This window comes from Chryseobacterium sp. POE27 (assembly GCF_039727685.1).
GTDB lineage: Bacteria > Bacteroidota > Bacteroidia > Flavobacteriales > Weeksellaceae > Chryseobacterium.
This window is the reverse complement of the sequence record NZ_CP152475.1, coordinates 2659907-2686327: the sequence shown is the minus strand read 5'-3', so window position 1 is coordinate 2686327 and position 26421 is coordinate 2659907. Positions and strand designations below refer to the sequence as shown.

At 37.1% G+C, this 26421-nt stretch carries 26 protein-coding genes and 4 pseudogenes; 18 read left to right on the top strand and 12 right to left on the bottom strand.

Features of this window, described 5'->3' with window-relative positions:
- Positions 1 to 20 precede the first annotated feature (20 nt).
- From AAHI02_RS12700 to AAHI02_RS12680, 5 genes are all read right to left on the bottom strand, one after another.
- Positions 21 to 458 (bottom strand): hypothetical protein, encoded by a 438-nt coding sequence (locus AAHI02_RS12700; protein ID WP_346983554.1) that lies wholly within the window; start codon positions 456 to 458, stop codon positions 21 to 23.
- Positions 433 to 825, bottom strand: a complete 393-nt coding sequence (locus AAHI02_RS12695; RefSeq protein ID WP_346983553.1) for a BRO family protein — start codon at positions 823 to 825, stop codon at positions 433 to 435. Before AAHI02_RS12695 ends, AAHI02_RS12700 begins: the two co-directional genes overlap by 26 nt.
- A gap of 232 nt (positions 826 to 1057) precedes the next feature.
- Entirely contained in the window at positions 1058 to 3091 is a 2034-nt protein-coding gene (gene feoB / locus AAHI02_RS12690) for a ferrous iron transport protein B (RefSeq protein WP_346983552.1), read from the bottom strand.
- Entirely contained in the window at positions 3091 to 3297 is a 207-nt protein-coding gene (locus AAHI02_RS12685; RefSeq protein WP_244428712.1) for a FeoA family protein, read from the bottom strand. Before AAHI02_RS12685 ends, feoB begins: the two co-directional genes overlap by 1 nt.
- Before the next feature lie 176 nt (positions 3298 to 3473).
- A complete protein-coding gene (locus AAHI02_RS12680; RefSeq protein WP_346983551.1) occupies positions 3474 to 4403 on the bottom strand; it encodes a GLPGLI family protein in 930 nt (309 codons plus the stop codon).
- Between the two features lie 205 nt (positions 4404 to 4608).
- Here AAHI02_RS12680 and AAHI02_RS12675 point away from each other — a divergent pair, with 205 nt between their 5' ends.
- The 6 genes and pseudogenes from AAHI02_RS12675 to AAHI02_RS12650 all read left to right on the top strand — a co-directional run bounded on the left by AAHI02_RS12675 (position 4609) and on the right by AAHI02_RS12650 (position 9749).
- On the top strand, positions 4609 to 5103 hold the full coding sequence (locus AAHI02_RS12675; RefSeq protein ID WP_346983550.1) for a hypothetical protein: 495 nt from the start codon (positions 4609 to 4611) through the stop codon (positions 5101 to 5103).
- 24 nt (positions 5104 to 5127) lie between these two features.
- Complete coding sequence (locus AAHI02_RS12670) at positions 5128 to 5967, top strand: YoaK family protein (RefSeq protein ID WP_346983549.1); 840 nt, start codon at positions 5128 to 5130, stop codon at positions 5965 to 5967.
- A 258-nt stretch (positions 5968 to 6225) separates the two neighbouring features.
- Positions 6226 to 8015, top strand: a pseudogene (mutL, locus tag AAHI02_RS12665) (DNA mismatch repair endonuclease MutL).
- A gap of 2 nt (positions 8016 to 8017) precedes the next feature.
- A complete protein-coding gene (locus AAHI02_RS12660; protein WP_346983548.1) occupies positions 8018 to 8320 on the top strand; it encodes a rhomboid family intramembrane serine protease in 303 nt (100 codons plus the stop codon).
- A complete protein-coding gene (locus AAHI02_RS12655) occupies positions 8211 to 8747 on the top strand; it encodes a rhomboid family intramembrane serine protease (protein WP_346986619.1) in 537 nt (178 codons plus the stop codon). The genes AAHI02_RS12660 and AAHI02_RS12655 overlap by 110 nt, the downstream gene beginning before the upstream one ends.
- Before the next feature lie 36 nt (positions 8748 to 8783).
- Positions 8784 to 9749: an endonuclease/exonuclease/phosphatase family protein gene (locus AAHI02_RS12650; RefSeq protein WP_346983547.1), complete on the top strand. Its 966-nt coding sequence runs from the start codon at positions 8784 to 8786 to the stop codon at positions 9747 to 9749.
- 5 nt (positions 9750 to 9754) lie between these two features.
- Here the strand turns inward: AAHI02_RS12650 and AAHI02_RS12645 are convergent, their stop codons facing one another.
- From AAHI02_RS12645 to AAHI02_RS12615, 7 genes and pseudogenes are all read right to left on the bottom strand, one after another.
- The gene (locus AAHI02_RS12645) at positions 9755 to 10264 is read right to left on the bottom strand and encodes a hypothetical protein (protein ID WP_346983546.1); all 510 of its coding nucleotides are present in this window, start codon (positions 10262 to 10264) and stop codon (positions 9755 to 9757) included.
- Between the two features lie 54 nt (positions 10265 to 10318).
- Entirely contained in the window at positions 10319 to 11173 is an 855-nt protein-coding gene (accD, locus tag AAHI02_RS12640; RefSeq protein WP_346983545.1) for an acetyl-CoA carboxylase, carboxyltransferase subunit beta, read from the bottom strand.
- Positions 11174 to 11258: 85 nt separating this feature from the next.
- Positions 11259 to 12329: a class II fructose-bisphosphate aldolase gene (gene fbaA, locus AAHI02_RS12635; protein ID WP_346983544.1), complete on the bottom strand. Its 1071-nt coding sequence runs from the start codon at positions 12327 to 12329 to the stop codon at positions 11259 to 11261.
- 71 nt (positions 12330 to 12400) lie between these two features.
- Positions 12401 to 13268 (bottom strand): annotated as a pseudogene (locus AAHI02_RS12630) (NAD kinase).
- A gap of 7 nt (positions 13269 to 13275) precedes the next feature.
- Positions 13276 to 13926 (bottom strand): CBS domain-containing protein, encoded by a 651-nt coding sequence (locus tag AAHI02_RS12625; protein WP_042722767.1) that lies wholly within the window; start codon positions 13924 to 13926, stop codon positions 13276 to 13278.
- A 185-nt stretch (positions 13927 to 14111) separates the two neighbouring features.
- The gene (locus tag AAHI02_RS12620; RefSeq protein ID WP_346983543.1) at positions 14112 to 14642 is read right to left on the bottom strand and encodes an RNA methyltransferase; all 531 of its coding nucleotides are present in this window, start codon (positions 14640 to 14642) and stop codon (positions 14112 to 14114) included.
- Between the two features lie 62 nt (positions 14643 to 14704).
- Positions 14705 to 15586, bottom strand: a complete 882-nt coding sequence (locus AAHI02_RS12615) for a bestrophin family ion channel (RefSeq protein WP_346983542.1) — start codon at positions 15584 to 15586, stop codon at positions 14705 to 14707.
- A 110-nt stretch (positions 15587 to 15696) separates the two neighbouring features.
- Here AAHI02_RS12615 and AAHI02_RS12610 point away from each other — a divergent pair, with 110 nt between their 5' ends.
- The 12 genes and pseudogenes from AAHI02_RS12610 to AAHI02_RS12555 all read left to right on the top strand — a co-directional run bounded on the left by AAHI02_RS12610 (position 15697) and on the right by AAHI02_RS12555 (position 26400).
- Positions 15697 to 15858, top strand: coding sequence for a hypothetical protein (locus tag AAHI02_RS12610; RefSeq protein WP_346983541.1), 162 nt, complete (start codon positions 15697 to 15699; stop codon positions 15856 to 15858).
- 104 nt (positions 15859 to 15962) lie between these two features.
- The gene (locus tag AAHI02_RS12605) at positions 15963 to 16550 is read left to right on the top strand and encodes a cupin-like domain-containing protein (protein ID WP_346983540.1); all 588 of its coding nucleotides are present in this window, start codon (positions 15963 to 15965) and stop codon (positions 16548 to 16550) included.
- Positions 16484 to 16846 (top strand): cupin-like domain-containing protein, encoded by a 363-nt coding sequence (locus AAHI02_RS12600; RefSeq protein WP_346983539.1) that lies wholly within the window; start codon positions 16484 to 16486, stop codon positions 16844 to 16846. The genes AAHI02_RS12605 and AAHI02_RS12600 overlap by 67 nt, the downstream gene beginning before the upstream one ends.
- A gap of 128 nt (positions 16847 to 16974) precedes the next feature.
- A pseudogene (hflX, locus tag AAHI02_RS12595) lies at positions 16975 to 18205 on the top strand (GTPase HflX).
- Positions 18205 to 18834, top strand: a complete 630-nt coding sequence (locus AAHI02_RS12590; protein WP_346983538.1) for a DUF4919 domain-containing protein — start codon at positions 18205 to 18207, stop codon at positions 18832 to 18834. The pseudogene hflX and the gene AAHI02_RS12590 overlap by 1 nt, the downstream one beginning before the upstream one ends.
- A gap of 27 nt (positions 18835 to 18861) precedes the next feature.
- Positions 18862 to 20142, top strand: coding sequence for a sodium:proton antiporter (locus AAHI02_RS12585; protein ID WP_346983537.1), 1281 nt, complete (start codon positions 18862 to 18864; stop codon positions 20140 to 20142).
- A gap of 73 nt (positions 20143 to 20215) precedes the next feature.
- Positions 20216 to 20933: pseudogene (locus AAHI02_RS12580) on the top strand (DNA alkylation repair protein).
- A 16-nt stretch (positions 20934 to 20949) separates the two neighbouring features.
- Entirely contained in the window at positions 20950 to 21618 is a 669-nt protein-coding gene (locus AAHI02_RS12575) for a hypothetical protein (protein WP_346983536.1), read from the top strand.
- Between the two features lie 106 nt (positions 21619 to 21724).
- Complete coding sequence (locus AAHI02_RS12570) at positions 21725 to 23680, top strand: hypothetical protein (RefSeq protein WP_346983535.1); 1956 nt, start codon at positions 21725 to 21727, stop codon at positions 23678 to 23680.
- Positions 23680 to 24912 (top strand): hypothetical protein, encoded by a 1233-nt coding sequence (locus AAHI02_RS12565; RefSeq protein ID WP_346983534.1) that lies wholly within the window; start codon positions 23680 to 23682, stop codon positions 24910 to 24912. Before AAHI02_RS12570 ends, AAHI02_RS12565 begins: the two co-directional genes overlap by 1 nt.
- Positions 24913 to 24925: 13 nt before the next feature.
- Positions 24926 to 25264, top strand: a complete 339-nt coding sequence (locus tag AAHI02_RS12560) for a DUF6122 family protein (protein WP_346983533.1) — start codon at positions 24926 to 24928, stop codon at positions 25262 to 25264.
- Positions 25265 to 25329: 65 nt separating this feature from the next.
- Complete coding sequence (locus AAHI02_RS12555; protein ID WP_346983532.1) at positions 25330 to 26400, top strand: ionic transporter y4hA; 1071 nt, start codon at positions 25330 to 25332, stop codon at positions 26398 to 26400.
- The last annotated feature ends 21 nt before the right edge of the window (positions 26401 to 26421 follow it).

The following is a 26421-nucleotide window of genomic DNA, read 5'->3' as shown; positions in this document are numbered from 1 at the left end:
TTTGTTTTAGAATTTTCTTTTCATCTCCCTCCAGTTTCCGCTGAACTTTTTTTGATATCTTCTAATGCAGGCAGATTTTCAGGTTTTATGCCTCTTTCTCCTAATATTTTTCTTACCGCCAGATTATTTTCTATATGTTCATCGGTAATCTGAGAATCTCCATTCAGATCTTTTTCAACAACATTATGACTGGTCAGTTCGGTAGCAAAGTCTTTGGCTTTTATCGTTAATGTCGGGAGAAAATCAGCTAGTGGACGTGCTTGGGGAACTCCCATTCTTTTCTTCATATCATTTGTTGTAAAACCACCGAACAAAGCCTGGTCGCCTTTAGATCTTATTATAGAAAAGCTTTTTTCATCAACACCTCTTTCGTAGATAATCCCTGAAAGTTTCTTTTCTGTTTTTGATAATTTTTCTCTTGCCGTTACTCTTTCAACATCCAACAATCTTTTTTTCAATAATTTCCTGCCTTCTCGTCTGGACGGCAAAATAAGTTTGAGCAAAAGCAATTTCAGATTTTGAAGAATCTCCATTCTGTGCAATTAAATAGCATCCGTATCGTGTTAAAGCTATATCAGAGATTTCTCTTTCTGAACCGCTTCCCAGTAAGACCATTTTCCCGATATCGGCAAAATGGTTTTTTACATCTTCTCCTACGTTTTCGCAAGCCTTTTTAGCTTTTTCAATAACCTTTAAAAAATTATCCCACTTCGTGTAGTTAAGGATTTCCTGTAAGTCTCTTGCGCTCCAGCATTCTATGTCATTGTATAAATGTGAAGCTTTCTCGAACTTTAAAAATAGCTCTTCGATCAATTCTTTTTTCATATGTTCCTGTGTATTTTTTACAAAAATAAGTAAAAACTGAATCCTAAGAATGTTTAGTTTTCCACAAGAACATTATTTTTTTATGAACAACCGCAATCTTTGTCGCAGTTTGTCCTTTTGGAGCTGAATTTTTTTGGAGCAAAATTCTTTTTAAGTATTCTGAACAAAGAATAACAGGCAAATGCCACAACCACAAGAACAATGACGTATTGTAATAGTAAGGAAGAATCCATTATTTCAATATTTGATAAGCAAACATGGACACAAAATATGCCAAACCTGTCATCATCGCAACCTGAAAAGCTGTCCATTTCCAGCTTTTGGTTTCTCTGTAGACTACTGCAAGCGTAGATACACACTGCATTGCAAACGCATAAAACAAGAGAACTGAAATACCTGTCGCAAAGCTGAAAACTTTTTCGCCATCCGGCTTCACATCTCTTCTCATTTTATCAATCACTTTCACTTCGGGAGCGTCATCTTCAAGGCTGTATAACGTAGACATCGTTCCCACAAAAACCTCTCTTGCAACAAAGCTGGTGAGAATTCCAACGCCCATTTTCCAGTCGTAGCCGAGAGGAGCAATTACCGGTTCTATTCCTTTTCCCATTTTGGCAAGGTAGGAATGATCAAGCTCGACGTTGGTCGCTACAAACTGATCCGGCTTTTGCTTGGGACCGAAATAGCTTAAAAACCAGATGATAATGCTTACGATAAAAATAATTTTCCCTGCTCCCGTAATAAAGCCCCACACTTTCCCCAAAACCATTTTGAAATCGTATCCGAAAAGGGGCTTTTTATAGGTAGGCAGATCCATTACCAGATAAGTTTTTCCTTTGTTTTTAATGAATTTATTAAGAATTGCAGCCGAAAATAAGGCCACGACAAAACCTAATAGATACATTCCCATTAATACCAGGGCTTTATATTTTATTCCTAAAAATGCTCCGTCTGAAATAATTAGTCCGATAATAATACTGTAAACCGGAAGCCTTGCGGAACATGTCATAAAAGGTGTAACCAGAATCGTTAATAACCGTTCTTTTACATTTTCTATATTTCTCGTCGAAATGACTGCCGGAATTGCACAGGCTGTACCAGAAACCAAAGGGACAATACTTTTTCCGTTTAACCCGAAAGGACGTAAAATCCTATCCATCAAGAAAACGACTCTTGCCATGTATCCCGAATCTTCAAGCAGATAAAGGAAATATAATAAAATCCCGATCTGTGGCGCAAAGATCACAATTCCTCCGATTCCCGGAATAATTCCGTTGGAGATCAGGGAGTTTAAAGGTCCTTCAGGCAAATGCTCTCCTGTAAATGCGGAAAGCCATGCAAAGAAATCGTCAATCCAGTTCATCGGATATTCTGCCAGGAAGAAAACGCTTTGAAAAATGATTAATAAAATCATCATGAAAACGACGTATCCCCAGAATTTGTGAACCAGAATTTTATCTAATTTTTCGGTTAAAAGTTCTTTAAATTGAGGTTTTTTAGAAATAACATCTGATAATATCTTGTCAATATGCTGATATCTTCTTACGGTTTCCTGCACCTGTAGCCTCTTCGGAACCAGGCTTTTTGAGTCGGGTTCATTGATCTGTTCAACAACAGAGCTTATTCTTTCAAGATCTGTTCCCAAGGATAAATCCAACCATGCCTTGTATTCATTATCAATACCTTTGTGGGCGGCAACTTTCTGAATAAAATCTTTATGCTCGGCAGGTGTTTCGTAGGATTGAACGGATGTTTTAACAAAATCATTCTGTAAAACAGCTTCTTTTATTTCCTCAATACCAATCTGTTCCTTGGCGTTGGTCTGAATTATTTTTATCCCTAAAGCTTCTGAAAATTTCTGAATATCAATGGAAATTCCTCGTCTCTGAGCCTGGTCAATCTGATTAACCACCAAGATCATAGGAATCCCAAGATCCTGAATCTGCTGAAATAAAAGCAGGCCTCTTTTCAAGCTTAACGCTTCAAGAATGTAAATGACTCCGGCATAATCTTTCTGATTATCCATCACAAATTTTGAAAAAATGGCTTCATCCTCCGAACTTGGGTAGATGCTGTAAGATCCCGGAAGATCTACCACTTCCACTTCTTCATTTTTATACGTATAGTATCCGGAATGGCTGGCTACCGTCACTCCCGCATAATTTCCTGTCTTCTGCTTTTTGTTGCAAAGCGCATTGAAAACCGTTGATTTCCCGACATTAGGATTACCAACTAAAAGCACCTGTTTTTTATGATTTCCCTGCATCAATTCAATTCTTCAACAATAATAAAGTTGCCTTCTTCTTCACGAAGGGCAATGCGGCTTTTTTCCTCTCCGAATTCCACATACATGGGTCCTTTGAAGGGCGCCTGATACAGAATCCTGAATGACGTTTCCGGAAGAAGCCCCATTTCAATGATTTTGTTAGGCATTTTAAGGCTGTCGTTATCATACCCTAAAATCTTTCCCATCCTGTTTTTAGGAAATTCACTTAATTTATGTAAACCCATCTCTTTCAAGAGCCAAAATTTTGTATGCAAATATACGCTATTTAAATTTAATCTAAATAACAAGTTTGTATGAAAGAAATCAACCCAAATACAATTTTGCATTTGGGTTGATCCAATATAATTAGTTATGAATGTTGTTAATCTGCTCTTCCTACTTTTTCAACCTTTCCTACTTTCACCTTTTCGTAAGGTTCTTCAATCGGGTTATTGTTGGCATTGAAGAAATCTTTGTACATTTTTTCCTGCTTCTTCATCATATCTCCGATGGTTCCGTCCATTCCCGGAATTGTTTTAGACATGATTTCCTGTGTCATCATAGGTCTGGCTGTTGCAAAAGGATCTTTCTTGAAATCACTAAATGTTTTTTCAAATTTCTCTCTTGGCATATCCGTTACTTTCAGAGACATATTGGAAATTTTTTCAGAATAAGAAAGTTCTTCCCAATTCTGAACCTTTTTATTTCCCTGCAATATCCAAGAATAATTTTTACCTTCGTCTTCAATTTTTACAATAAGTCCTGGCAATCCTGAAAATTTATAAGGCCCATCCTGGAAAGGTAGTTCCGTGCTGAACCAGGCTGTCCACTTTCTTCCTCCGAAATCTACCGTTGCTTTTTGAGCATTATAGGGTCCTATTTTCTCCTTTTCATTAGAAATCTTCCAGTCAAACTTGATGGTTTCATTATATGCAATAGCCATCGGCGTAAAACCGCTTGCTATTCTTTCCACATACTGAACTTTCATATTAGGATAGTGCTTTACAATCTTTTCTGAAAATTTAGGCATTCTGATGGTTTTTGACAAGTCTTTGAATACTCCGGACTTCTGCATGGCTTCAATCTGAACTTTGATAATGGAATCCTGTCCTATCACTGTGTAATCTCTGTAAACAGATCTGTCTTTCACGATGTCAAGTGCGGTCAGTACTTTTTCAACTTTGGCAGAATCTTTTTTAGGCTTAAAGGTAAGCTCATAAAAAAAACGGTTGGCGGTTTCTTTGGAATCATTGTCCTGTGCGCTTGCTAAAGCAAAAAGAGCGATAAAAAATATTGAAAATAGCTTTTTCATTGTTTTTCTGATGTTTATACAGTATTAGTTAATGATGTCCTGTTTTTGTTACAGTTTTTTGTATTCTTTTTTTCAGAAAACAATATTCTAATGTGATTTTAATCTCTTTAATCACATTTTAATTTCATTCCAAAGAACTTTTAATCTGGTCATTTTAGTTTTGTATCATCGAAAAAGATAAAATACGAACCTAAATCTTAAAAATATGAACAGAACGATTTTAATAGCCACGGATTATTCTCTTGAATCTTTGAATATTCTTAAAAAGGTAATGAGAGAGAAAGACGCTTCGGAAGACCAGAATCAGTATAATATTCTTTTGGTTTCAGGATATGATACAGGAGATTCCATCAGGGATCTTTTGTTTAATACGAAAAGCACAATTTTTAATAAACTTCGTCCGCAGGAATTTTGCGAGGCTTTTGGAATTATTAAAAATAAATATCCACACCTGATCAATAAAATTGTGTGCGATATTTTCACGGGAAGCTTCCAGAGAACGTTTAACAATTATGTGAAGGCTGAAAATATTGTGGAAGCATACTATTCGCTGTCAATCAAAAGTAAAGGGGAAGGGAAATTTGATCTTATTCCCTATATCAAAAAGTGTAAAGATCTTAAAAGTCATGAAGTTTCTGTTGAGATCCAGGAGCGTCTTCCGGAAAAAGGAAGACTGGCTGAAATCTTTGCGGAAGCGTAAAAATCATAATTAAAATTAAAGAAAATGTTAAGGAATTATAGTAACAGCAGGACATTGGGAGACAACATAAGACTGGGAGCGCTGACTGCCTTTACGGCGGGTACTATAAATATTGCTTCTCTGTTGATATTTCTCTCATTTACGTCAAACGTGACGGGGCATTATGCGATTCTGGCAGCAGAAATCAGCAAGGCAAACTGGGCGCAGGTTGCCGTAGTGGGATTGTGGATCTTCCTGTTCTTTTTCGGAGGATTTGTATCGAATTTTATTGTGATTAATTTCAATAAAAAAAGTAAATATTTTGCACACGCAATGCCTTTGATTCTAGAAATAGCCTGTCTTTTGTTTGTAGGAATCTACGGACAGTTTTATTATCGGAAAAGCCTTGAAGAAACTCAGTATTTGGTGGCGGTAATGCTTTTTGCCACAGGTCTGCAGAATGGATTAACGGCAAGTATATCAAACTTTTCCGTGAAAACAACGCATCTTACCGGTACAACGACCGACCTCGGAATTCTTTTTTCAATGTTTACTCAGAAAAAATTCAGAAAAAATGGAGAACTGGTAGGAAGGGCTAAACTCCTGATGAGCATTATGCTTGCCTATGTTTTTGGAGCGGTCTTTTCAGGACTTACTTATTATTATCTGGAATTCAGGGTTTTCTATGTGATCAGCCTGTGTTTATTAGTCGTGATTGGATATGATGCCTACAAAATTCATCTCAGACATTTTAATACCCAATACAGATATAGTAAAATTTATAAAAAGCCTAATCTGCTGGCCTTTCTGTATGATAAAATTCACGGGTCTTCCGAGGTGAAGCAAAAAGGAGAAAAAAAACGAAAGCTTATTTTCGAAGAATAACACCTGTTCAATAAGACTTATATTTAAAAGAGATAAATATCAGTATTAATTTTGTGTAAACTAGCTGTGAATCAATCCTCTAATTGTGTAGTGCAATTGGGGGATTGTATTTTAAAAAAGTCTTTAGGATAGCAGTTTTTCAGGAATTGTTCGTAAGGTTACCCTGTTGATATGTTGATAATTAAATTTTAATTAAAGGTTTTATTGTTTCAATTCTTATTCTGAATCCCTATTTTTGTAAGTTGATTTACTTTTTTTATGTCAGATATTATTCAGCTTTTACCGGATCATGTAGCCAACCAAATTGCGGCAGGAGAAGTCGTGCAGCGACCCGCATCCATTGTAAAGGAACTTTTGGAAAATGCGATCGATGCCGAAGCTACGAAGATTGAACTGATTGTAAGAGATGCCGGAAAAAACCTGATCCAGGTAGTGGATGACGGAAAAGGGATGTCGGAAACAGACGCCAGAATGGCTTTTGAAAGACATGCAACCTCCAAAATCAGGGGGACGGAAGATATTTTCAAAATTGCCACAAAAGGTTTTCGCGGTGAGGCGCTGGCTTCTATTGCAGCAGTTTCCCAGGTCGAGCTGAGAACCAAACAGAAAGATGCAACGATAGGAACCAATATTTACATAGAAGGTGGAGTATTTCAGTTTCAGGACCCCATTCAGACGGCGGACGGGTCTAATTTTTTTAGTAAAGAATTTATTTTATAATGTTCCTGCCAGAAGAAAATTCCTTAAAAACAATAATATCGAATTCAGACATGTGATCGATGAGTTTCAGAGGGTTGCGCTGGCACACGAAAATCTTGAATTTTCCCTGTTTCATGATGATGAAGCGGTTTTCAGATTAAGAAAAGGAAGCCAGATGCAGCGTATCGTGGATATTTTCGGGAGAAAACTACAGCCACAGCTGATTCCTATTAAAGAAGATATTATCTGGTGCAAGCTTCACGGATTTGTAGCTAAACCTGAAGGCGCCAAGAAGACGAGGGGAGAGCAGTTCCTTTTCGTGAACGGAAGATATTTTAAAAGCCCGTATTTCAATAAAGCGGTGCAGGAAGCTTTTGAAGGATTGCTGCTGCCGGGATATATTCCGACGTTTTTCCTTTTTCTGGAGCTTGATCCGGAGAAAATTGACGTCAATATCCATCCTCAGAAAACGGAAGTGAAATTTGAAGACGAGCATTTGATCTTTGCACTATTACGTTCTACCATTAAAAGATCATTGGGGATTTATAACGTAGCACCAAGCCTTGATTTTGAAAAAGATCCTCATCTGGATGAAATCATGCAGAAAACATTTCCAAGCAAAAGTAATGGAGGTGGGAGTGGATTTATCAAAATGCCGGAAATTATAGTAGATAAAGACTACAATCCGTTTCTGGAAGAAAAAGGCGTAAAGCAGTCTGAAATTCAGAATCTTGCAGAAATGTATCATCAGAATATTTCAGCTGAACCTTCCAAAATTAATCTTTTTGAAGATGAAGATTTTGATGAAGACCTGATGAGGCTTCCGAACGGCTACTGGCTCTTTAATAAAGGAGATAAAACCTTGATGCTGGATCTGGGAAGAATGCACAGGTTGGTGGTTTCAGAAAGTACAAAACCTTTAAAAAAAGGAACAACCAATAGTCATTCATTGCTTTTCTCTCTCGAATATCATATGAATGAAATTGAAAAGAATAAATATAAATCAATCAAGAAATTTCTTCCTGAATTAGGTTTTGAAATGAGCATTGCCCATGAAAGCGTACTGAGAATTGATGCCGTACCGGAAGGCCTTAAAGAAACTCAGGTCATGAAGTTTCTGGAGAATCTCTTCGACATTCTGGAATATAAAACCGAAGAAGAATTCATGCAGTTTTATCGGAATCAATGGAGTAAAATGCAGTCGAAATCAAGATTTGATTTTATCTATAAAAAAAGATGCGGAACAGCTCATCAAAGATTTTACAGCACTGGGTTTCCCGGAATTTTTACCGAATGGGAAAAGGTGCTTTTTTGAAGTTCCGTTTAATGATTTTAAAAATAAATTTTAAGTATGTTTAACAGTATCCCTCCGATTACGAGAAATATTATCATTATTAATGTTATTGTATTTATTGCGGTAAATTTCTTATTTCCGCAACTTAATTATTATCTCTCTGCTTTTTATCCGTTTTCTCCCAACTTCAGATCGTGGCAGATCATCACGCATATGTTTATGCATGGAGGGTATGCTCACATTCTTTTCAATATGCTTACGCTGTGGAGTTTCGGGCCGGTACTGGAGCAGGCATTGGGGGAAAAAAAGATACCTTATTTTATATTTTTTAAGCGGATTGGGCGCATTTTTCTTATTTAATCTTTGGAATTTTTATGAGGTACAGCAGCTTACCACACAACTTACCAATGCAAATATCAATGTTTCAGATATTTTTATGAAAGCAGATCTTACTAAATTCAGTTTTAATCAAATGCCTTACATAAATAATGAACAAGCATTAAATCTTTATAATGCACTTACGGTACCAATGGTAGGGGCTTCAGGAGCAATTTTCGGAGTTGTGGCGGCTTTTGCTACATTGTATCCGGATGCGAAAATCGGAATTATGTTTATTCCGATTCCGATGAAGGTTAAATATTTATTACCAATTATTATCATCGGATCGGTATGGCTTGGTGTTTCGGGTAATGTCGGAGGTATTGCTCATCTTGCCCACGTGGGAGGCGCTTTGGTAGGCTGGATTCTGGCAAGGAACTGGAGAAAACATTTATACAGATTCAATTAAAATCCTGTGAAAGTCATACGTCTCATACTTTTCGTTATGCATATAGGAGTTTTTTTTCTGCTGGCAGCAATGCTCCTGAATGCTTATGTTCCGCCGAAAACTTTTCCGTGGCTCAATCTACTTTCTTTAGGATTTCCTGTATTGATATCTGTATATGTCATCCTGACTCTTTTCTGGATATTTAGCTGGAAAAAAAGGGCGTTTGTTTTTGTATTTCTTGGACTTATGTTTTTTAAACCTGTTATGAGATGGGTAAATTATTCTCCGCAGAAAAATGAAGTTCCTGATCTGAAAATAGTTTCACTTAATGCCAAAGGCGGCCTTTACGGAATTAATAATATAAATTCATACGTTAACAGCCAGCATGCCGATATTGTTATGCTACAGGAATACGGAGGTGAAATGAAGTATCACTTCGAAGGATTGCAGGCAGGTCCGCAAAGTTATGTGATCCAGATTTTTTCAAAGTACAGAATTATCGATCAGAAGCAGCTTATTGAAAGCGATTATATTTATAATAATGCCTATGCCTCTCAAACGGATATTGAGATCAAAGGGAAAGGTTACCGTTTTATTAATGTATATCTACAGCCTTTCAAGTTTAGAAAACATATGGTAAAGCTTAACGGCAACAGCGAAGAAGATGAGCAAAAGGTAAAAAACGTAATAAAAAGGCTTATTCCTACCTTCAAAATGCATCAGGATCAAATAGCCTCGATAAGAGAAAGCATTGATAATTCACCGTATCCGGTGATTCTGTCCGGAGATTTCAATTCGGTTCCCAATTCTTATGAATATTACCACTTGCTGAAAGGTCTTCAGGATGCTTTTGTAGAATCAGGTAAAGGAAGCGCCACCAGTTTCCATGATTACAAGTTTCCGATAAGAATTGACTATATTTTTTCTTCAGAATCGGTGAAGCCGCTGAGCTATCATGTAGACCGATCCGTAAAACTGTCAGATCACTTTCCGGTTATTGCCACTTTTAAGCTTGAAAAATAACATCGTTATTCTTCCAGGTAAACCAAAAATCCATCAAAATCATCATCAGGATTTTTTAAAACTTTGGCATCTTTCATCTTTTTTTCTAAACCTACTATAAAAAAGCCTTTTTCAAAAAACTGGCGGTGAATTCCCGGAAGCAGTTCCATGAAATAATCCATGCCGATTTTATTGTTGTGAAGATCCATTTTAGTCTCCAGCGGCTTATTGGGAAATAGTTCTTCGTGAAGATCGGTGAGGCGTTTACAGAAGGCAAGAGCCTTCTCAGGCGAAGATACTTTACAGCAGTACATCATGATAAAGCAGCACCACAAAGCATGCCTGAAAGAATTGCCGATTCCGTTGGTAGAAGCTGTTTTCGGAAATTTTTTCTGTGCAATGGCATAGGCCTGCAATGTCGCATGAAAGCTTAGTAAAGAGAAAATAGGATGCGGAAGAACAAGCGATAAAAGACGCATGATCTTTTTAAGGCTCATACTCCGGATCGTATTAAAAAATATACTGAAAGTTCTCATCAATAAAAATCTCTCCCCTTATCAGAGAGAGATTGCTGTATTTTGTTAAAATTCTTACGCTTTTACGGTCAACAGATTCACTGTTTTAGAGATCGTTTCTCTGATTTCCGTTCTCTTTACGATAAAATCAACGAAACCTTTTTCCTGAAGGAATTCCGAAGTCTGGAAACCTTCCGGTAAATCTCTTCCGATCGTTTCACGAATTACTCTTGGTCCTGCAAAACCGATCAGGGCACCCGGCTCTGCCATGATGATGTCTGCGGTCATTGCAAAAGATGCGGTAATACCTCCGAAAGTAGGATCACAAAGATAAGCGATGTACAGAAGTCCTGCTTCAGAAAGCTGGGCTAATTTAGCCTGTACTTTTGCCAGCTGCATCAGTGAATAAGTCGCTTCCTGCATTCTTGCACCTCCCGACTGACAGATAATCATATACGGAAGTTTTTTCTGAATACAGTAATCTACTGCTCTTCTGATCTTTTCGCCCATTACGGATCCCAGAGATCCTCCGATAAAAGCAAAATCCATACATGAAACCACCATTTCAGTACCTTTTACAGTTCCTACTGCATTTCTGATAGAATCGGTGAGTTTTGTTTTGGCCTTTACTTCTTTCAGACGGTCTGCGTATGGCTTGGTATCTTTAAAGTTCAGAATATCTATACTTTCAACATTAGCGTCCAATTCTGTGAATTTACCTTCATCAAAAAGGATTTCAAAGAACTCTGCACTTCCTATTCTCACATGAAAGCCATCTTCAGGAGAAACATAGTTGTTTCTTCTCAGCTCATCGTGTTCAACGATTTTTCCTGAAGGAGTCTGATGCCAAAGACCTTTGGGAACGTCTTTTTTCTGATCAGTAGATGTCGTAATATTTTGTGCTTTTCTCTTAAACCACTCGAATGCCATATTGTTTATATAATTGATGAAAGATAAATGATGAAAAAAAATGTTAATTGAAATCAATTATCAATCATCACTTATCATTAATTTTTTATTTAAGCGTATTTACGTTATTTAAATCTTCAAATGCCTGAACAAGTCTCTTAGAGAAAGTTTCCTCTCCTTTTCTTACCCAAACTCTCGGGTCATAGAATTTTTTGTTCGGTTTTTCTTCGCCTTCCGGATTTCCGATCTGAGATCTTAAATAATCGATATTATCAACCATATAATCTCTGATTCCTTCTGTGTAGGCAAACTGAAGATCCGTATCGATATTCATTTTGATTACTCCGTAGTCAATTGCTTCTCTGATTTCTTCCAAAGTAGATCCTGAACCTCCGTGGAATACGAAATTCACCGGCTTGGCAGCAGTTCCGAATTTCTCCTGAACGTATTTCTGAGAATTATCTAAAATTTTAGGAGTAAGAACTACGTTTCCTGGCTTATAAACTCCATGTACGTTTCCGAAAGCGGCAGCAATCGTAAAGTTATCTGAAATAGCTCTTAATTTTTCGTAGGTATAAGCTACGTCTTCAGGCTGAGTATATAATTTTGAATTGTCAACGTCAGAGTTGTCAACACCATCTTCTTCACCTCCTGTCACCCCGATTTCCACTTCCAGTGTCATCTGCATTTTAGCCATTCTTTCAAAATATTTAGCCGAAGTTTCAAGGTTTTCTTCTAAAGATTCTTCAGAAAGGTCAAGCATGTGAGAAGAATAAAGGGATTTTCCGGTCTGCTTGTAGAATTCTTCATTGGCATCCATCAATCCGTCGATCCAAGGCAATAATTTTTTTGCACAGTGATCGGTATGAAGTATTACAGTTGCTCCATAAGCTTCTGCAAGTGTGTGAATATGTTTTGCTCCGGCGATAGCTCCCAGAATGGCAGCTTTCTGACCGTCATTGCTTAATCCTTTTCCTGCATTGTAAGCAGCTCCTCCATTAGAGAACTGAATAATGACAGGTGAGTTTAGTTTTGCTGCAGTTTCCAAAACCGCGTTTACGTTGCTTGAACCAATTACGTTTACTGCTGGTAATGCAAATTTATTTTCTTTAGCATGCTGAAAAATATCAGTAACTAATTGACCTGTGGCAACTCCTGCCGGGAAAATTCTGCTCATGTTTTACTTTTTTAATATAAATTATTAGGGTTTGTAAAATTCCTGTAAAGGTAATCATTTTTGCTTAATTGTTAATTTCTTTTGTCTCTTCCCCAAAGTAGCTTCTGCCGGATGGTTTCATAGAAACTGAGATTGTTCGGCTGTACCAGAAGGATCTGGAAACCTGCCTTTTTTATGATGATCTCTTTGTCTGTTTCGATGTGTACCAGCCTCGAGTCCAGGGAAAGTGAATATTGCGGTACGCGGCTTTCCACTTTGAATTTTATTTCCACCTTATCATTTACCACCAATGGCCGCACATTGAGATTGTGGGGTGCAATAGGGGTGATGACAAAATTTTCGTTATTCGGAGAGATAATTGGTCCTCCGCAGCTTAACGAATAGGCAGTAGAACCGGTAGGTGTAGAAACGATAACGCCGTCCCCCCAGAAAACATTCAGAAATTCATTGTTGATGTAAGAATCCACCGTAATCATGGATGTGGTTTCTTTTCTGGAAACCGTCACGTCATTCAGTGCATACGGAGAAAAATCTTCTATTTCCGGTGATATTACTTCAATCACTGAGCGTCGACTGGTTTTTATATCTCCTTTTAATATTGAATCCAGCTCGTTGAATGCTTCTTCTTTGGTAAAGCTGGCCAAAAATCCCAGTCTTCCGGTATTCACTCCTACGATAGGAATTTCCAGATCTTCAATAAAGGTTAAAGAATTAACGATGGTTCCGTCTCCACCGAAGGTAAAGAAAAGATCAATCTCCTTATCCAGCAGATCCTGTTTGCAATTGAAGGTTTCAAAGATTTTTGAAAACTGTAGTGCTTCAGCCATTTCGTCATACAAAACAGATTTTACACCCCTGTTTTCAAGCTCGGAAATAAATTTGCTTAAATATAAAAAGGTATCTAAATCTTTTTTTCTGGGAATATATGGCTGCCTTCATTCGTTTTTTATATTTCTATAAATTTTTGGAAAAACCCGAACCTGTCCTGAAACAAATCTGATTTTTCATCAGAGTAATACTTTTGTACAATCCGGTAGTCGTACCGGTCGAATGTTTCATCAATAGAACTCAGATTTTCATTGCTGATCTTGATCGTTACCTGGATCACATCTTCCGTCATATGGCTGATAAAGGCTCCGTAAAATTTGGAATTGTTGCTTTCCACAATATTGGCGATTTCCGTCATCGAGTATTTTCGGCCGGGCGTTTCAACTGTGAGAATAGCTCCCGATTCTGAAAACAGCGGATATTTCGACAGATCCTGAAAGATATCTTCACAGGTTATATACCCCAGGTATTTTTCATTCTTGTTGATGACAGGAATCACATTGGCATTGAATGTATAAAACAACCTGATGCTATCCATAATATTGTTGTCCTCAAGAATGGCGAACCGCTCGATCTGATGTTCAAGATCCTTAAGAATCCCATCTTGCTCATAAAGAAAATCTTCTGCAATGGCTCCATAAAAGTGGTGGGATTTTTTGATGAAAATATGAGAATATCCAAATGCTTCTAGCGTATCCCTTGCTGATTCTATAGAGTCAGTCAGGCTAAAACACGGAAAGTCTTTTGAGATATATTCCTTGATAAACATTGTGCTAATTTATAAAAAATTAAACGAAACTATTTCTGAAATTCAAACTTTTTTTCCGTAAAAAATAAAAAAAATGAACTTAAAATTTGTTCGTGACGAAAAAAAAGTATCTTTGTCGCCTTTCATTTTTACTTTTTATTAGATTTATTTCAAACTGCACTGTCTCTTAGGCATATGCAGTTTTTTCATTTCAGGGCTTTGGCAAACTCCCACATTACAATTCCCCCACATACGCTTACGTTCAGAGAATGCTTGGTTCCCAACTGAGGAATTTCTATGAAAGAATCAATATTTGGCAGTGCTTCATCACTGATTCCTTCCACTTCATTTCCCAAGATGACAGCATATTTTTTAGACTGATCAATGGTAAAATCTGTAATCATCTTACTGTTGGTCGTCTGCTCAATTCCCACGACTTCAAATCCTTGCGATTTTAAATCATTAATGGTTGTGTTAATATCACTTTCATGGCTCCAGTCTACACTTTCCGTTGCGCCCAACGCGGCTTTATGAATTTCACGATGCGGCGGCTGAGGCGTAATTCCACAAAGAATAATCTTTTGAACCAGAAAAGCATCCGCTGTCCTGAAGGTTGCCCCTACATTATGCATGCTCCTGATGTTATCCAGAACAACAATTAACGGAATTTTTTCAACGGTTTTAAAGGTTTCCACGTCAATCCTGTTGAGCTCTTCCAGTCTTAATTTCTGTACCAATTGTCTATTTTATTTAAATTAATTTATAAATATTTACGATTTCCGGATCGTTTCAGATTTAATTATTTTCCTGAACACATGATCTGGTGAACGCTTCTCTCTATATTCTGTGCAATAGTCTCCATCGGAATATCATTTTCATCATTATTAAAAGGATCTTCAATTTCTTCGGCAATCATCTCCAGGCTCATCAGAACATAATACACAAAAACCGTAAGCGGAATCATAAAAAGACCGATAGAAATCACATACGCAATCGGCAACGCCAATACGTAAAGGATGATAAACTTTTTCACAAAAGAAGAATAGGAATACGGAATTGGTGTGTTCTTAATCCGTTCACAACCTCCGCAGACATCCAGAAAACCCGAAAGCTGAGTATCCAGATAAAGCATTTCAATGTCGGATATTTTACCTTCTTTTTTTAGTTGGTACAGCTTATGCGTCAGGAGAATGACAATTTCGCTGGGTCCGTGATGTTTTATATAGTCTTCAATTTCGGAATAATCTTCATCCAAAGCGCGTCTTGTAGATTCTTTTGAAAGATGCTTGGCCAGAAAATGAGGAAAAAACTTCAGGTATCTTGCAATCTGTTCAGTACTCTTTCTGTCGTCGGCAAGAATAGTATTAATCTTAACAGCAAAGTTTCTGGAATCGTTAACAAGTTTGCCCCAGAGTTTTCTGCCTTCCCACCATCTGTCGTATGCCGTATTGGTTCTGAAAACCAAAAGCAGAGATAATACAAAACCCAATAGAGAATGAATCATGCTTACATTGCTGATGGGCGATTTTGAAGAAAGATGAAGATATTCCACCTCAAGATATTCTATTCCCCAGGAATATAAGCCTATCAGCAGCATCGTCGGAAAAAGGATTTTCAGAGTGTCGCTTTTATGCAGGCTGAAAAGGATTTTCAGGAAATGTTTGGTATTATAAACTCTCATACGATTCGTTAGTCCGTACAAATATAAAATTTCACTTTTACTTTTGTTTTACGGAAAACCATAAATTTTATTGCCCCATTCATTTTTTCTTTGTTAAAAAAAATTAATACATGGGATATTACAGAAAAGGACATTTCAGAAAAGACGGGAAATGGGTAAGTGGTCACTACGTGAGTACATTCGGTAGGAAGAGAAAATCCGCGAGTCCGCAGGGGTGTGCGGTGGTTATTTTTGGAGGAATCATTTCATTGTTAATTTACTTGCTGAGGTAAATTAGGTTGATGCATTAGAAATGATAACTGATATTATCTTTAAAATTTTCCTGAAATTCAAAAAAGCCTTACTTTTATTTCACAATTAAAAACACCACACCAAAATGATCCTCGGAAACGTAGATGTTGTAGCAGATATTAGTAAAGAAGACTTTCAGAAAAATTATTTTAAAAAGCATAAACCGCTGCTGATCAAAAATTTTGCCAGCAGATGGGATGCCTTTGATCAATGGAATTTTGATTTTATCCGCGAAAAGGCAGGAGATCAGGAAGTTCCTCTTTATGATAACAAACCTGCGGATGCTTCCAAAAGCTCCGATGCTCCGGTTACGCATATGAAAATGAAAGATTATATTGATACGATCAGGAGTAAACCCTCGGATCTTCGTATTTTCTTTTACATCATTACTGACCGCCTTCCTGAATTGCTGAAAAATTTCACCTACCCTGATCTGGGCATGAAGTTTTTCAAAAGGCTTCCGACATTGTTTTTCGGGGGAAGTGATGCGCATGTTCTGATGCATTATGACGTAGATTTAGGTGACTTTCTGCATATTCATTTTGAAGGAAAAAAAGAATCCTGCTGTTTGATCAGAAACAGTCGGCATTTTTGTATAAAGTTCCGTTGTCAGTTCATACTGTTTATGACCTGGATTTTGAAAATCCTGATTACGAAAAGTTTCCTGCATTAAAGCACGCAAGAGGCTATGAAATTTTTATGGAACATGGCGATGCGCTTTTTATTCCGGGAGCATTCTGGCATTTCAACAGATATCTGGAGCCGGGATTTTCGATGTCTCTCCGTGCGCTTCCCAATAAACCCAACGTTTTTGCAAGTATGCTGTATCACGTCTTCATTATGAGGTACACCGACAAATTGATGAGAAAGCTTTTTAAAGCTAAATGGGTGAATTACAAGCAGAAATGGGCGTATGAGAAAAGCTCGAAGGCTGGCTTACGGCAAGATGGGGCAAAAGTGGTGGAATAATTTTAATCTTGAGGATATGAACAATATCTTAATTTCACGTAGACATTACAAGGTGCCACAAAAATTCATCTTTGTTTTTTTGATGAAAAATGGTATCTTGTAAATCTCACAAATACAGATAGAATTTAATGCTAGAAAAGAAAGAACATAATTACGAGAAAGCTGTTTTGGTAGGAGTTGTTACACAGCATCAGGATGAGGATAAACTTCAGGAATATATGGATGAGCTGGAGTTTTTGGCGTACACCGCAGGAGCTACCGTAGACAGGCGTTTTACTCAAAAATTAACACAGCCGGATTCCAAAACGTTTATCGGAAGCGGTAAAGCACAGGAAATTAAAGAATACGTAAAAGAGAACGAAATAGGAACAGTCATTTTTGATGACGAACTTTCTCCATCCCAGCTTAAAAACCTGGAAAGAGAAATGGAAGTAAAAATTCTTGACAGAACCAATCTCATTCTTGATATTTTTGCACAGAGGGCGACGACTTCTTATGCAAGAACCCAGGTAGAACTGGCGCAGTACCAATACCTTTTGCCACGTCTTACCAGAATGTGGACCCACCTTGAGCGTCAGAAAGGGGGGAATCGGGATGAGAGGTCCCGGGGAAACAGAAATTGAAACCGACAGACGGATCATTCGTGACAGGATTTCTTTGTTAAAAGATAAACTGAAAACCATCGACAAGCAAATGGCTACCCAGAGAAATAACCGCGGAAAAGTGGTAAGGGTAGCGCTGGTAGGATACACCAACGTTGGAAAATCGACATTGATGAATTCGCTGTCCAAATCAGAGGTTTTTGCTGAAAATAAATTGTTTGCTACGTTGGACACTACGGTAAGAAAAGTAGTGATTGGAAATCTTCCGTTTCTGCTTACCGATACGGTAGGATTTATCAGGAAGCTCCCGACTCAGCTGGTAGAATCCTTCAAATCTACACTGGATGAAGTGCGGGAGGCAGATCTTTTGATTCATGTTGTGGATATCTCTCACGAAAGTTTTGAAGATCATATTGATTCTGTTAATCAGATTTTAATGGAAATCAATGCACATCAGAAACCGATGATTATGGTATTCAATAAGATTGATGGTTTCAGCTACGAAAAGAAGGACGAGGATGATCTTACGCCTTCTACAAAAAAGAATATCTCCCTGGAAGAATGGAAAAATACATGGATGGCAAAATCTAAATATCCTACAGTCTTCATCTCTGCGCTTACAAAGGAAAACTTTCCGGAAATGAAGAAAATGATCTACGATGAGGTAATGAAGATCCATATTTCAAGATTCCCATACAATGATTTCCTTTTCGAGTATTTCGATAACGACGAGGAAGAAAACAACCATAAAGAATAATGAAATATTACTTGTTTCTTTTACTTTTTCTGACTTCGGTTTTCAGCTTTGGCCAGAAATCAAAGATCGATCTGAAGACAATCAGGAAAGATCTTAAAAACGAAAAATCTCCCTACAATTACGATAAGCTGATTTTTAAATATAAGGCTTATCCCAAATCGCTGGATACGATAGAATCACAACATCTTTATTATGGAAGGAACTTCAGAGAAGATAAGGTTTCTACCTTGGATGACGATTTTAAAGTTTTAGCAGAATCCTTCAAGAACGGAGACTTTGACGAATGTATCAGGCAGGGAAAGATCCTGTATGAAAAAGATCCTACCAATCTTGATATTCTGCTGATCTTAATGAGGTCTTACGATTCTAAGAAGGAGGGAAGCAATTTCATGCATCATCTCAATCAGTTCCGTACTCTCACGGATGCGGTCAGAAGTTCCGGTGACGGAAAATCTGAGAAAACGGCTTACTTGGTAAATTCCGTAGGAGACGAATACATTTTGTTGAATATTTTAAATCTCGGGCAGGAATACACCCGTGGTTCAAAACCGTCACGAGACGGAATGCTCGACATTTGGCAAAAAGACCAAAATACCGTTTATATCAAAGTACTTTATATAGATATTTAATTTAAAAATAAATTTAAAAACAGCTTAGTGGAATTATATTATTCATTTTCAGCTTTAATCGTTTTAGCATCCATATTTTCATACCTTAATTACAGATTTCTGAAACTTCCGAGTACCATCGGAATTATGGTGATTGCCATTGTTGTTTCCATATTTCTGGTTTCTTTCGGGGAAACTGTACTGCCGAGAACATTCGGACATCTTCATAGCCTGATGAGCAGCATCGATTTCACAGAGGTGCTGATGGGGGCCATGCTTAATTTTCTTCTGTTTGCCGGAGGGATTCATATTAACATAGATGATCTTAAAGAACAATTTCGACCGGTATTGATATTTTCAACGTTAGGCGTTGTGATTTCTACATTTGTAGTGGGCTTCGGAATGTTTTATATTCTGCCTTTTTTGGGGATAGAATTACCTTTTATCTACTGTCTTCTTTTTGGAGCGCTGATTTCGCCAACAGATCCTGTGGCAGTTCTCAGTATCCTGAAACAGGCGAACGTTTCAAAATCCCTGGAAACAAAAGTTGCGGGAGAATCTCTTTTTAATGATGGGATGGCCGTGGTTGTTTTTACGGTTGTACTTCAGCTGGCGATTGGTAACGAGGTTGATCTCGGAGCAGAAAGCATCGGATTGCTGTTGCTGAAAGAAGCTGGAGGCGGATTGTTGCTGGGTATCGTCTTAGGTTGGGTAACTTCCAGGCTGATGCGTGAGGTGGATGATTATATTATTTCCGTCCTGGTAACGCTGTCTGTTGTAATGGGAGGATATCTTATTGCCCGCCAGATGCACATTTCCGGGCCTCTGACTATGGTCGCTGCGGGATTGTTTATGGGTAATTTTAATGTTAAATTTAAAATGAAATCCATTACCCAGGATTATCTGATCAAATTCTGGGAGCTGATTGATGAGATCCTGAATGCTGTCCTTTTCCTGTTCATAGGCTTTGAGCTTTTGGTGATAAAAGATCTTACTCACTTTATGATTCCTGGGCTCGCTGCCATTGTAGTCGTATTGCTGGGAAGGGTGATCTCTATCTACGGGCCTACCAAATTTATGCAACGAACATTCAGTCCGCAGACGGTAAAAGTATTGGTTTGGGGAGGAATACGGGGTGGAGTTTCCATTGCGCTGGCACTTTCAATTCCGAAAAATGAGTACAGTAATGTTGTATTAAGTATTACTTACTGTGTGGTTGTGTTTTCTATTATTGTTCAGGGACTTACCATTGCGAAGGTGGCTAACCCAAACAAAATTGCCAAAGAAGAGCAGGAGCTGGAAACGATCACTTTAAATGAGGAGAAATAACAAACTGTAAATAAATATATTAAAATAAAAATTGTTCTACAGCTTGTAATTCATTCATAGTATAAGATTTCAGATGAGTATCGTTGAAGAAATAAAAGAATCACTCGCCGCATTATCAATTCCTGAAAAAGCAGCATTCTTTCCGAAGTTTTTTAAAACAGGAAAAGGGGAGTACGGTGAGGGCGATTTGTTTTTGGGAGTAACAGTTCCGGATCAGCGTTCCGTTGCTAAAGCTTATTATCCTGGAATCTCTTTAACGGATTTAAGCAAGCTGCTTTCATCAGTATATCACGAACATAGATTAACTGCTTTGTTCATGCTGATTGCGAAATTTGAGAAAACAAAGAATGATGAGATTAAAACTGAAATTATTGATTTTTATCTGAATCATCTGAAATATATAAACAATTGGGATCTGGTAGATTCAAGCTGTTATAAAATTCTGGGCAGATATTGCTTTGAAAATCAGAAAGAAGTACTGCTGAGAAAACTCTCGGTATCTGAAGAAATGTGGCACAAAAGAATCGCTGTTGTCGGAACAATGCATTATGTAAAAAAAAGGTTTTTTTGATCTCACGAAAGAATTTGTTACCCAAAATCTGAAACATCCTCATGATCTGATGCATAAGGCCAACGGCTGGCTGCTTCGCGAAATGGGAAGGAAAGATGAACCGGAACTAATAGGTTATTTAAACCAATATTACAAACAAATGCCCAGAACCTGCCTGAGATATGCCATCGAAAAACTGGATGAAGATCTGAGACAGGATTATCTGAAAGGCAGAATTTAAATATGAAATAAGCATTATGAAAGACTGTATTAAACTGCTTCTCCTATTATTGCCACTATTATTGGTGACGAGTTGTTTCGATATTTTAGATAAAGTAAATGTAAAAGCCGACGGAAGCGGCGAGTACACACTCATCCTGAATGCCAGTAAAAGTAAAACAAGGCTGGCTTCCATCTCCAAAATGGAAACCATAAATGGAAAAAAAGTTCCGAAAAGAGCGGAGATTGAGGCTAAAATTAATGAAGCTGCCAGAATTTTCAAAGCTACCCCGGGAATTTCCAATGTGAAAACTTCTATGGATTTTGATAATTATATTATTAAACTAAGCTGCAGTTTCAGGAAGATTGAAAACATCAATACCGGACTGGATCAGCTGAAAGCCAGAAATATAATCGGGAAAATGGTTCCTACAAATATCTACGGACAAAATCCGGCTAAGAAAGTATTTACCAGAAATAAAGTCAGTACTTTTAAAAGTGATTACGATAAGATGAGCAGTGCCGACAAAGAAATTTTCAATGATGCTCGCTATATTTCCGTGCTACAGTTTGAAAATACAGTTAAATCGCAATCTAATAATCAGTATTCGCTTTCCCCGAACAGAAAAGCGGTAAAGCTGGAAGCCAATGTTTTAGATCTTATCCTTCAGAAAAAACAACTGCAGAACAATATTCTCTTTCAATAATATCAATCACGAATCATGAAATATCTACTACAAAAAACACAAATTATCATCTTTTTCCTGGGTTTCTCTATGATTTTTGCACAGCAACGTATGAAAATGCCCGCTGATGCTCTTTTCTATATGGAAATCAACGGGAAGCAGCTCGATAAAAAAGATCAACTGGCAGAAATTCAATCCTATTTTGCAGGAAGTTGTTAAAAAAGGGAAAGAAAAACCGACATGGACAGATTATTCCAAAACCGGAATCAAATATGATGCGACACAATATCACTATGCATCCTTTAATGATTCGGTACAGGCTTATACGGCAATTTTTCTTCTTGATAATAAGGGTAAATTTCAGGAATTTGTCAATTCAAATAAGAAAACAGGATTGGAAGTCTCCCGAAAAAACAACTATTCTTATGTGAATCTGGATGATGATACTTTTATAGCATGGAACGGTAATCGTGCTGTGCTGAAACTGATCAATTACAACAAACCATATAAGGACAAATGGAATGATGAGACAATTGCAGATAGTGCTGCAGCAGTCATAGATAGTGTAGCTGCTACCGTTGTAGACAGTGCCTATGTTGAAGAACCCGAAAAAGCATTCGATTATAAGGAAGAAATAAAATATCTGAAGGATGATATTAAATATTTAAAAGAAAGCATAAAAGATAATAATGCCGAAATAGCAAGAATTCAAAAAGATATCAAATATCTTGAAAAACATCACGAGTATCCGAAAGAAAAGAAAGATACAACAGATGAAAATTATTCGGACGACAGTGTAGAAGTACAGCCCGTGCCTGGCCCGGAAGAAGATATGGAAGATCTGCAAATCCCCGAATATGATGATTTTAAGAAAGAAATGGATTCTCTGAAAATAGAAAAGTTCAAGGTGGTGAAAAAATTGGCAGAACAATCTTTCGATCAGTATTTTAACTCTAATCTGGAACTTGACGTACCTGCTGAAATGACCGCTTTCCGCGATATCGGCTCTGATGTTTTTATGTACACAGATTATGGGCAAATTGTCAATAACGGAATTTATGGCAAAATGATGAAGCGCTATGAATTCGGAAGCCTTTTTAGTACGATTTACAATTCAAATTCTTCTTATAATCTCTATTTTGATAAAGATAAAGTAAGGTTGGTGAACAGCTATCAGCATAAAAATCATGAAGTTCAGAAAACCGTTTCGGAAATCTATAAAGGACATAAAAATAAAAAGCTTGCGAAACTTATCAGTGAAAAAAGCATTGGCTACTATGCAATTAACGTTGATGGAAGCAAATATTTTGACATGATGTATGCGCTTATGAAAAATGCTGGAGATTCCGGGTACCAGAAAGAAACGGAACTTATTATGGAAACGGTGAAAATCGTTTTGGATGAAGAAGCCATCGCAAAAATAGCTCCCGGAAACGGAATCTTTGTTCTCAATGAATTAAAACCTAAAACCGTAGAATACACAGATTTTGAATATGACGACGATTATAATGAAAAAGAGGTTAAAAAAACAAAAGAAGTAGTGGTTCCGGATTTTACTTTTGCTTTCGCCACACAAAATGAGGGCTATTGGGAGAGAATATTCAACTTACTGGCTACCAATAAAAATACAGCAAAAAACTTTTCTAAAAACCGAGATTTCTACACATTTAAAGAAGATGAAAGTACAGGATTTATGGATGAACTTTTGTTTGCTGTAAAAGATGGAATCGTTTATGTAACTACTGCTGCAAAGAACTTACAACCGCAAAATCAATCGGAAAAGTCAAAAAACTGGATGAAAGATTCTTCAAAATATCCGGCTTCAGGGAGATTTGATATTCAAAGGATTTTAATTGGGCTGGAAAAAGAATTTAAAAGTACTTCCGAAAGAAAAATGCTTGATGTAGTAAGAAAGAATGTTGGTGAGATCTACTTTAAATCAGAATCAAAAGGAGACCGGATAGAAACTGAGATCGACTATTCGGTGAAAAATTCTTCCGAAAACAGTCTCATGTATTTCTTTGATTTGTTTGACGAGATTTATAAAATTAAAGAATCAGACAAAAAGCTGCCGATCTTATAATGAAGAAGAAACTTATTGTCATCGTTGTACTTATTGCAGCGATATTCGTTTATTTTAAATTATATTATCGGGATAAAGAGTTAAAATTTATTCCCCGAAATGCTGATGTGGTCATTCTTATGGATACCAAAAAAGCAACAAGACAATATATATCAAGCTTTCTGAGTCATCCTTCAGAATGGACCAATGATAAAAATAAAGATCGAAATAGAGTTTCCCTTCTTGAATCGGGACTGAAGATTCCGGATTTTTTACAGATTTTTCACCTTCAAAATACAGGGTTTTCCGATTGGTATAGTATTTTGGAGCTTAAAAACAAACGGAAATTCCTGGCTTATTTGCAACAGGAAAAATTTGTTGATAAAGGCAATGGGCTTTTTCATAAAGGGCATATTTTTATTAAAATAGAAGGTGAAAACTGTATTCTGGGAACTTCCGATTCAGCTTTTGAAAATATAAACCGTCTGTTTCTGGCTTTTTCCCAGAGAACGAATTTTACGTCAGATACTTTTATTGATGGGTCTTTAGGGAGTATTTCAGTTATTTCGAATGGTAAAATCCGTAATTTTTCAATCGATATACATGCTGATGATATAGAAATAAAAACTCCTGGCGGTATAAATGATTTCATTTCCCTTATTTCTAAAGTTCAGCAAAAGACTCCTTTCTTTACGGCCGAACTGAACCGCGGAAATATTAGAAATTTCACTGCATTTTTTGATAAAACCTTTCCCGATTCTGCAGGAATTGATTATTTAAAAGCAACGGCTGACCTTGAACAGGTGAATGACACCATTATGACTTACGGATACGATGATGATTTTAATGAAATCGAGAAAAAAACTGTTCAGAAGATCATTCAGCCCAATTATTATATTTCTCTTCAAAGTTCAGATCCTGAAAAGACAGAACAATATTTTGAAAATAAAAAATGGATTAATGCCCAGCAGCAGTTTGTTGCGATTCCTTTCCAGCCGAATGTAATTGAGAAGAAGAAATCAGGTTTTGAGATTAAATCAACGAGGAAAATAATTCAGCCTTCCGATCAGCTCAATGAAAATTATATTTTCATCAGAAATAATGAATTATTATTTTCTAATTTGAAGTCACTTACCTCGAACGAGAAGAAAATAATTTCAGAGATTGACTATATTTTTTATGGAAACAAAGGGCGAAGTTATTATGTTAAGTTAAAGAGTAAAGAAAACAATCTGCCTCTGATTCTGAGGTAGCAAAGGGTTAAAAATGGATTTATCAGACGTTGCCTATATTAAAACATTCGTACATTATTTTCTTCATTTTGTATTTCCAGTATTTATCGCATTGATCTTTTACCGGGAAAACTGGAAAAAAGTATATCTTATTTTATTGGCTACCATGCTCGTAGATCTGGATCATCTTTTTGCAAATCCTGTTTTTGATCCGGACAGAGGGAGTATAGGATTTCATTTTCTACATTCTTATTACGCGATTGCGGTGTATTTTTTGATGCTGTTTTTTAGAGGAAATATAAGAATCATAGGCATTGGACTTTTACTTCATATGCTGACCGATTTTCAGGATTTTTATTGCTGGAATCATTAAAATAAGATTAATATTTTCTTTTAATATTTCAAAAACCATAGATTTTTTGTATTTTGTAAACGCTTATGAAATTAAAAGAACTTTTACATTATACTTATATTTTTCCCATTTTGGCTGTAGGATATTATTTTTCCGGGTTGATGGGAAACGGAATTGTTTTTGATATCATTGCGGGAATTTTATTGACAGGAAGTGTAATTTCTGCGGTTCACCATGCGGAAGTGGTTGCTCATAAAGTGGGAGAGCCTTTCGGGACTATTATTCTGGCGCTTTGCATCACTATTTTGGAGGTCGCCTTAATTATTTCGTTGATGGTAGCCGGTGGCGACCAGGCCATTACGCTGGCCAGGGATACGGTTTTTGCTGCAGTAATGCTGATCCTTAACGGGATTTTGGGAATAGGTATTCTTGTGGGAGGCGTTAAATATTATGAACAGTTTTTTGCGAGAACCTCTGCTACAACGTATCTGGTGAGTATTGTGTCAATTCTTATCCTTACTCTTGTTCTTCCAAATTTTACATCCAGTGTCAATGGACCTTTCTATAATCAGGCGCAACTGATATTCGTTTCGATTGCGTGCCTTGTCATTTATGGTGTTTTCCTGATGGTGCAGACGGTAAGACACCGTAATTATTTTATCGTACCGGACGAACATCCTGAAGAAAATTATATACCTTCTTTTCAAAAAACGATGATCAGTTTTGTTTTTCTTGTAATCTGCCTTGCGATTGTTGTGCTCATGGCAAAAGGACTTTCGGGAACTATAGAAAATATGGTTCAAAGCCTTGGGGCGCCAAAATCATTGGTAGGAGTAATCATTGCGGCGGTCGTATTATTGCCGGAAGGTCTTGCAGCAATCAGAGCGGCGCGCAGTAATCAGATTCAGTCGAGTCTTAATCTGGCGTTAGGTTCTGCTTTGGCAAGTATCGGGCTTACGATTCCGGCAGTTTCCATAGTCTGTATTATGTATGATATACCGCTGGTATTAGGGTTGGATAAAAAGGATATTATTTTGCTTTCCTTATCGGTGTTTATTGTCATGCTTTCCTTAAGTCGCGGAAAGACCAATATTCTGTATGGAACGGTTCTTCTGGTAAATCTTGCCGCATACATTTTCACAGTTATTGTTCCGTAAAATGTCAGATTTTAATAATTC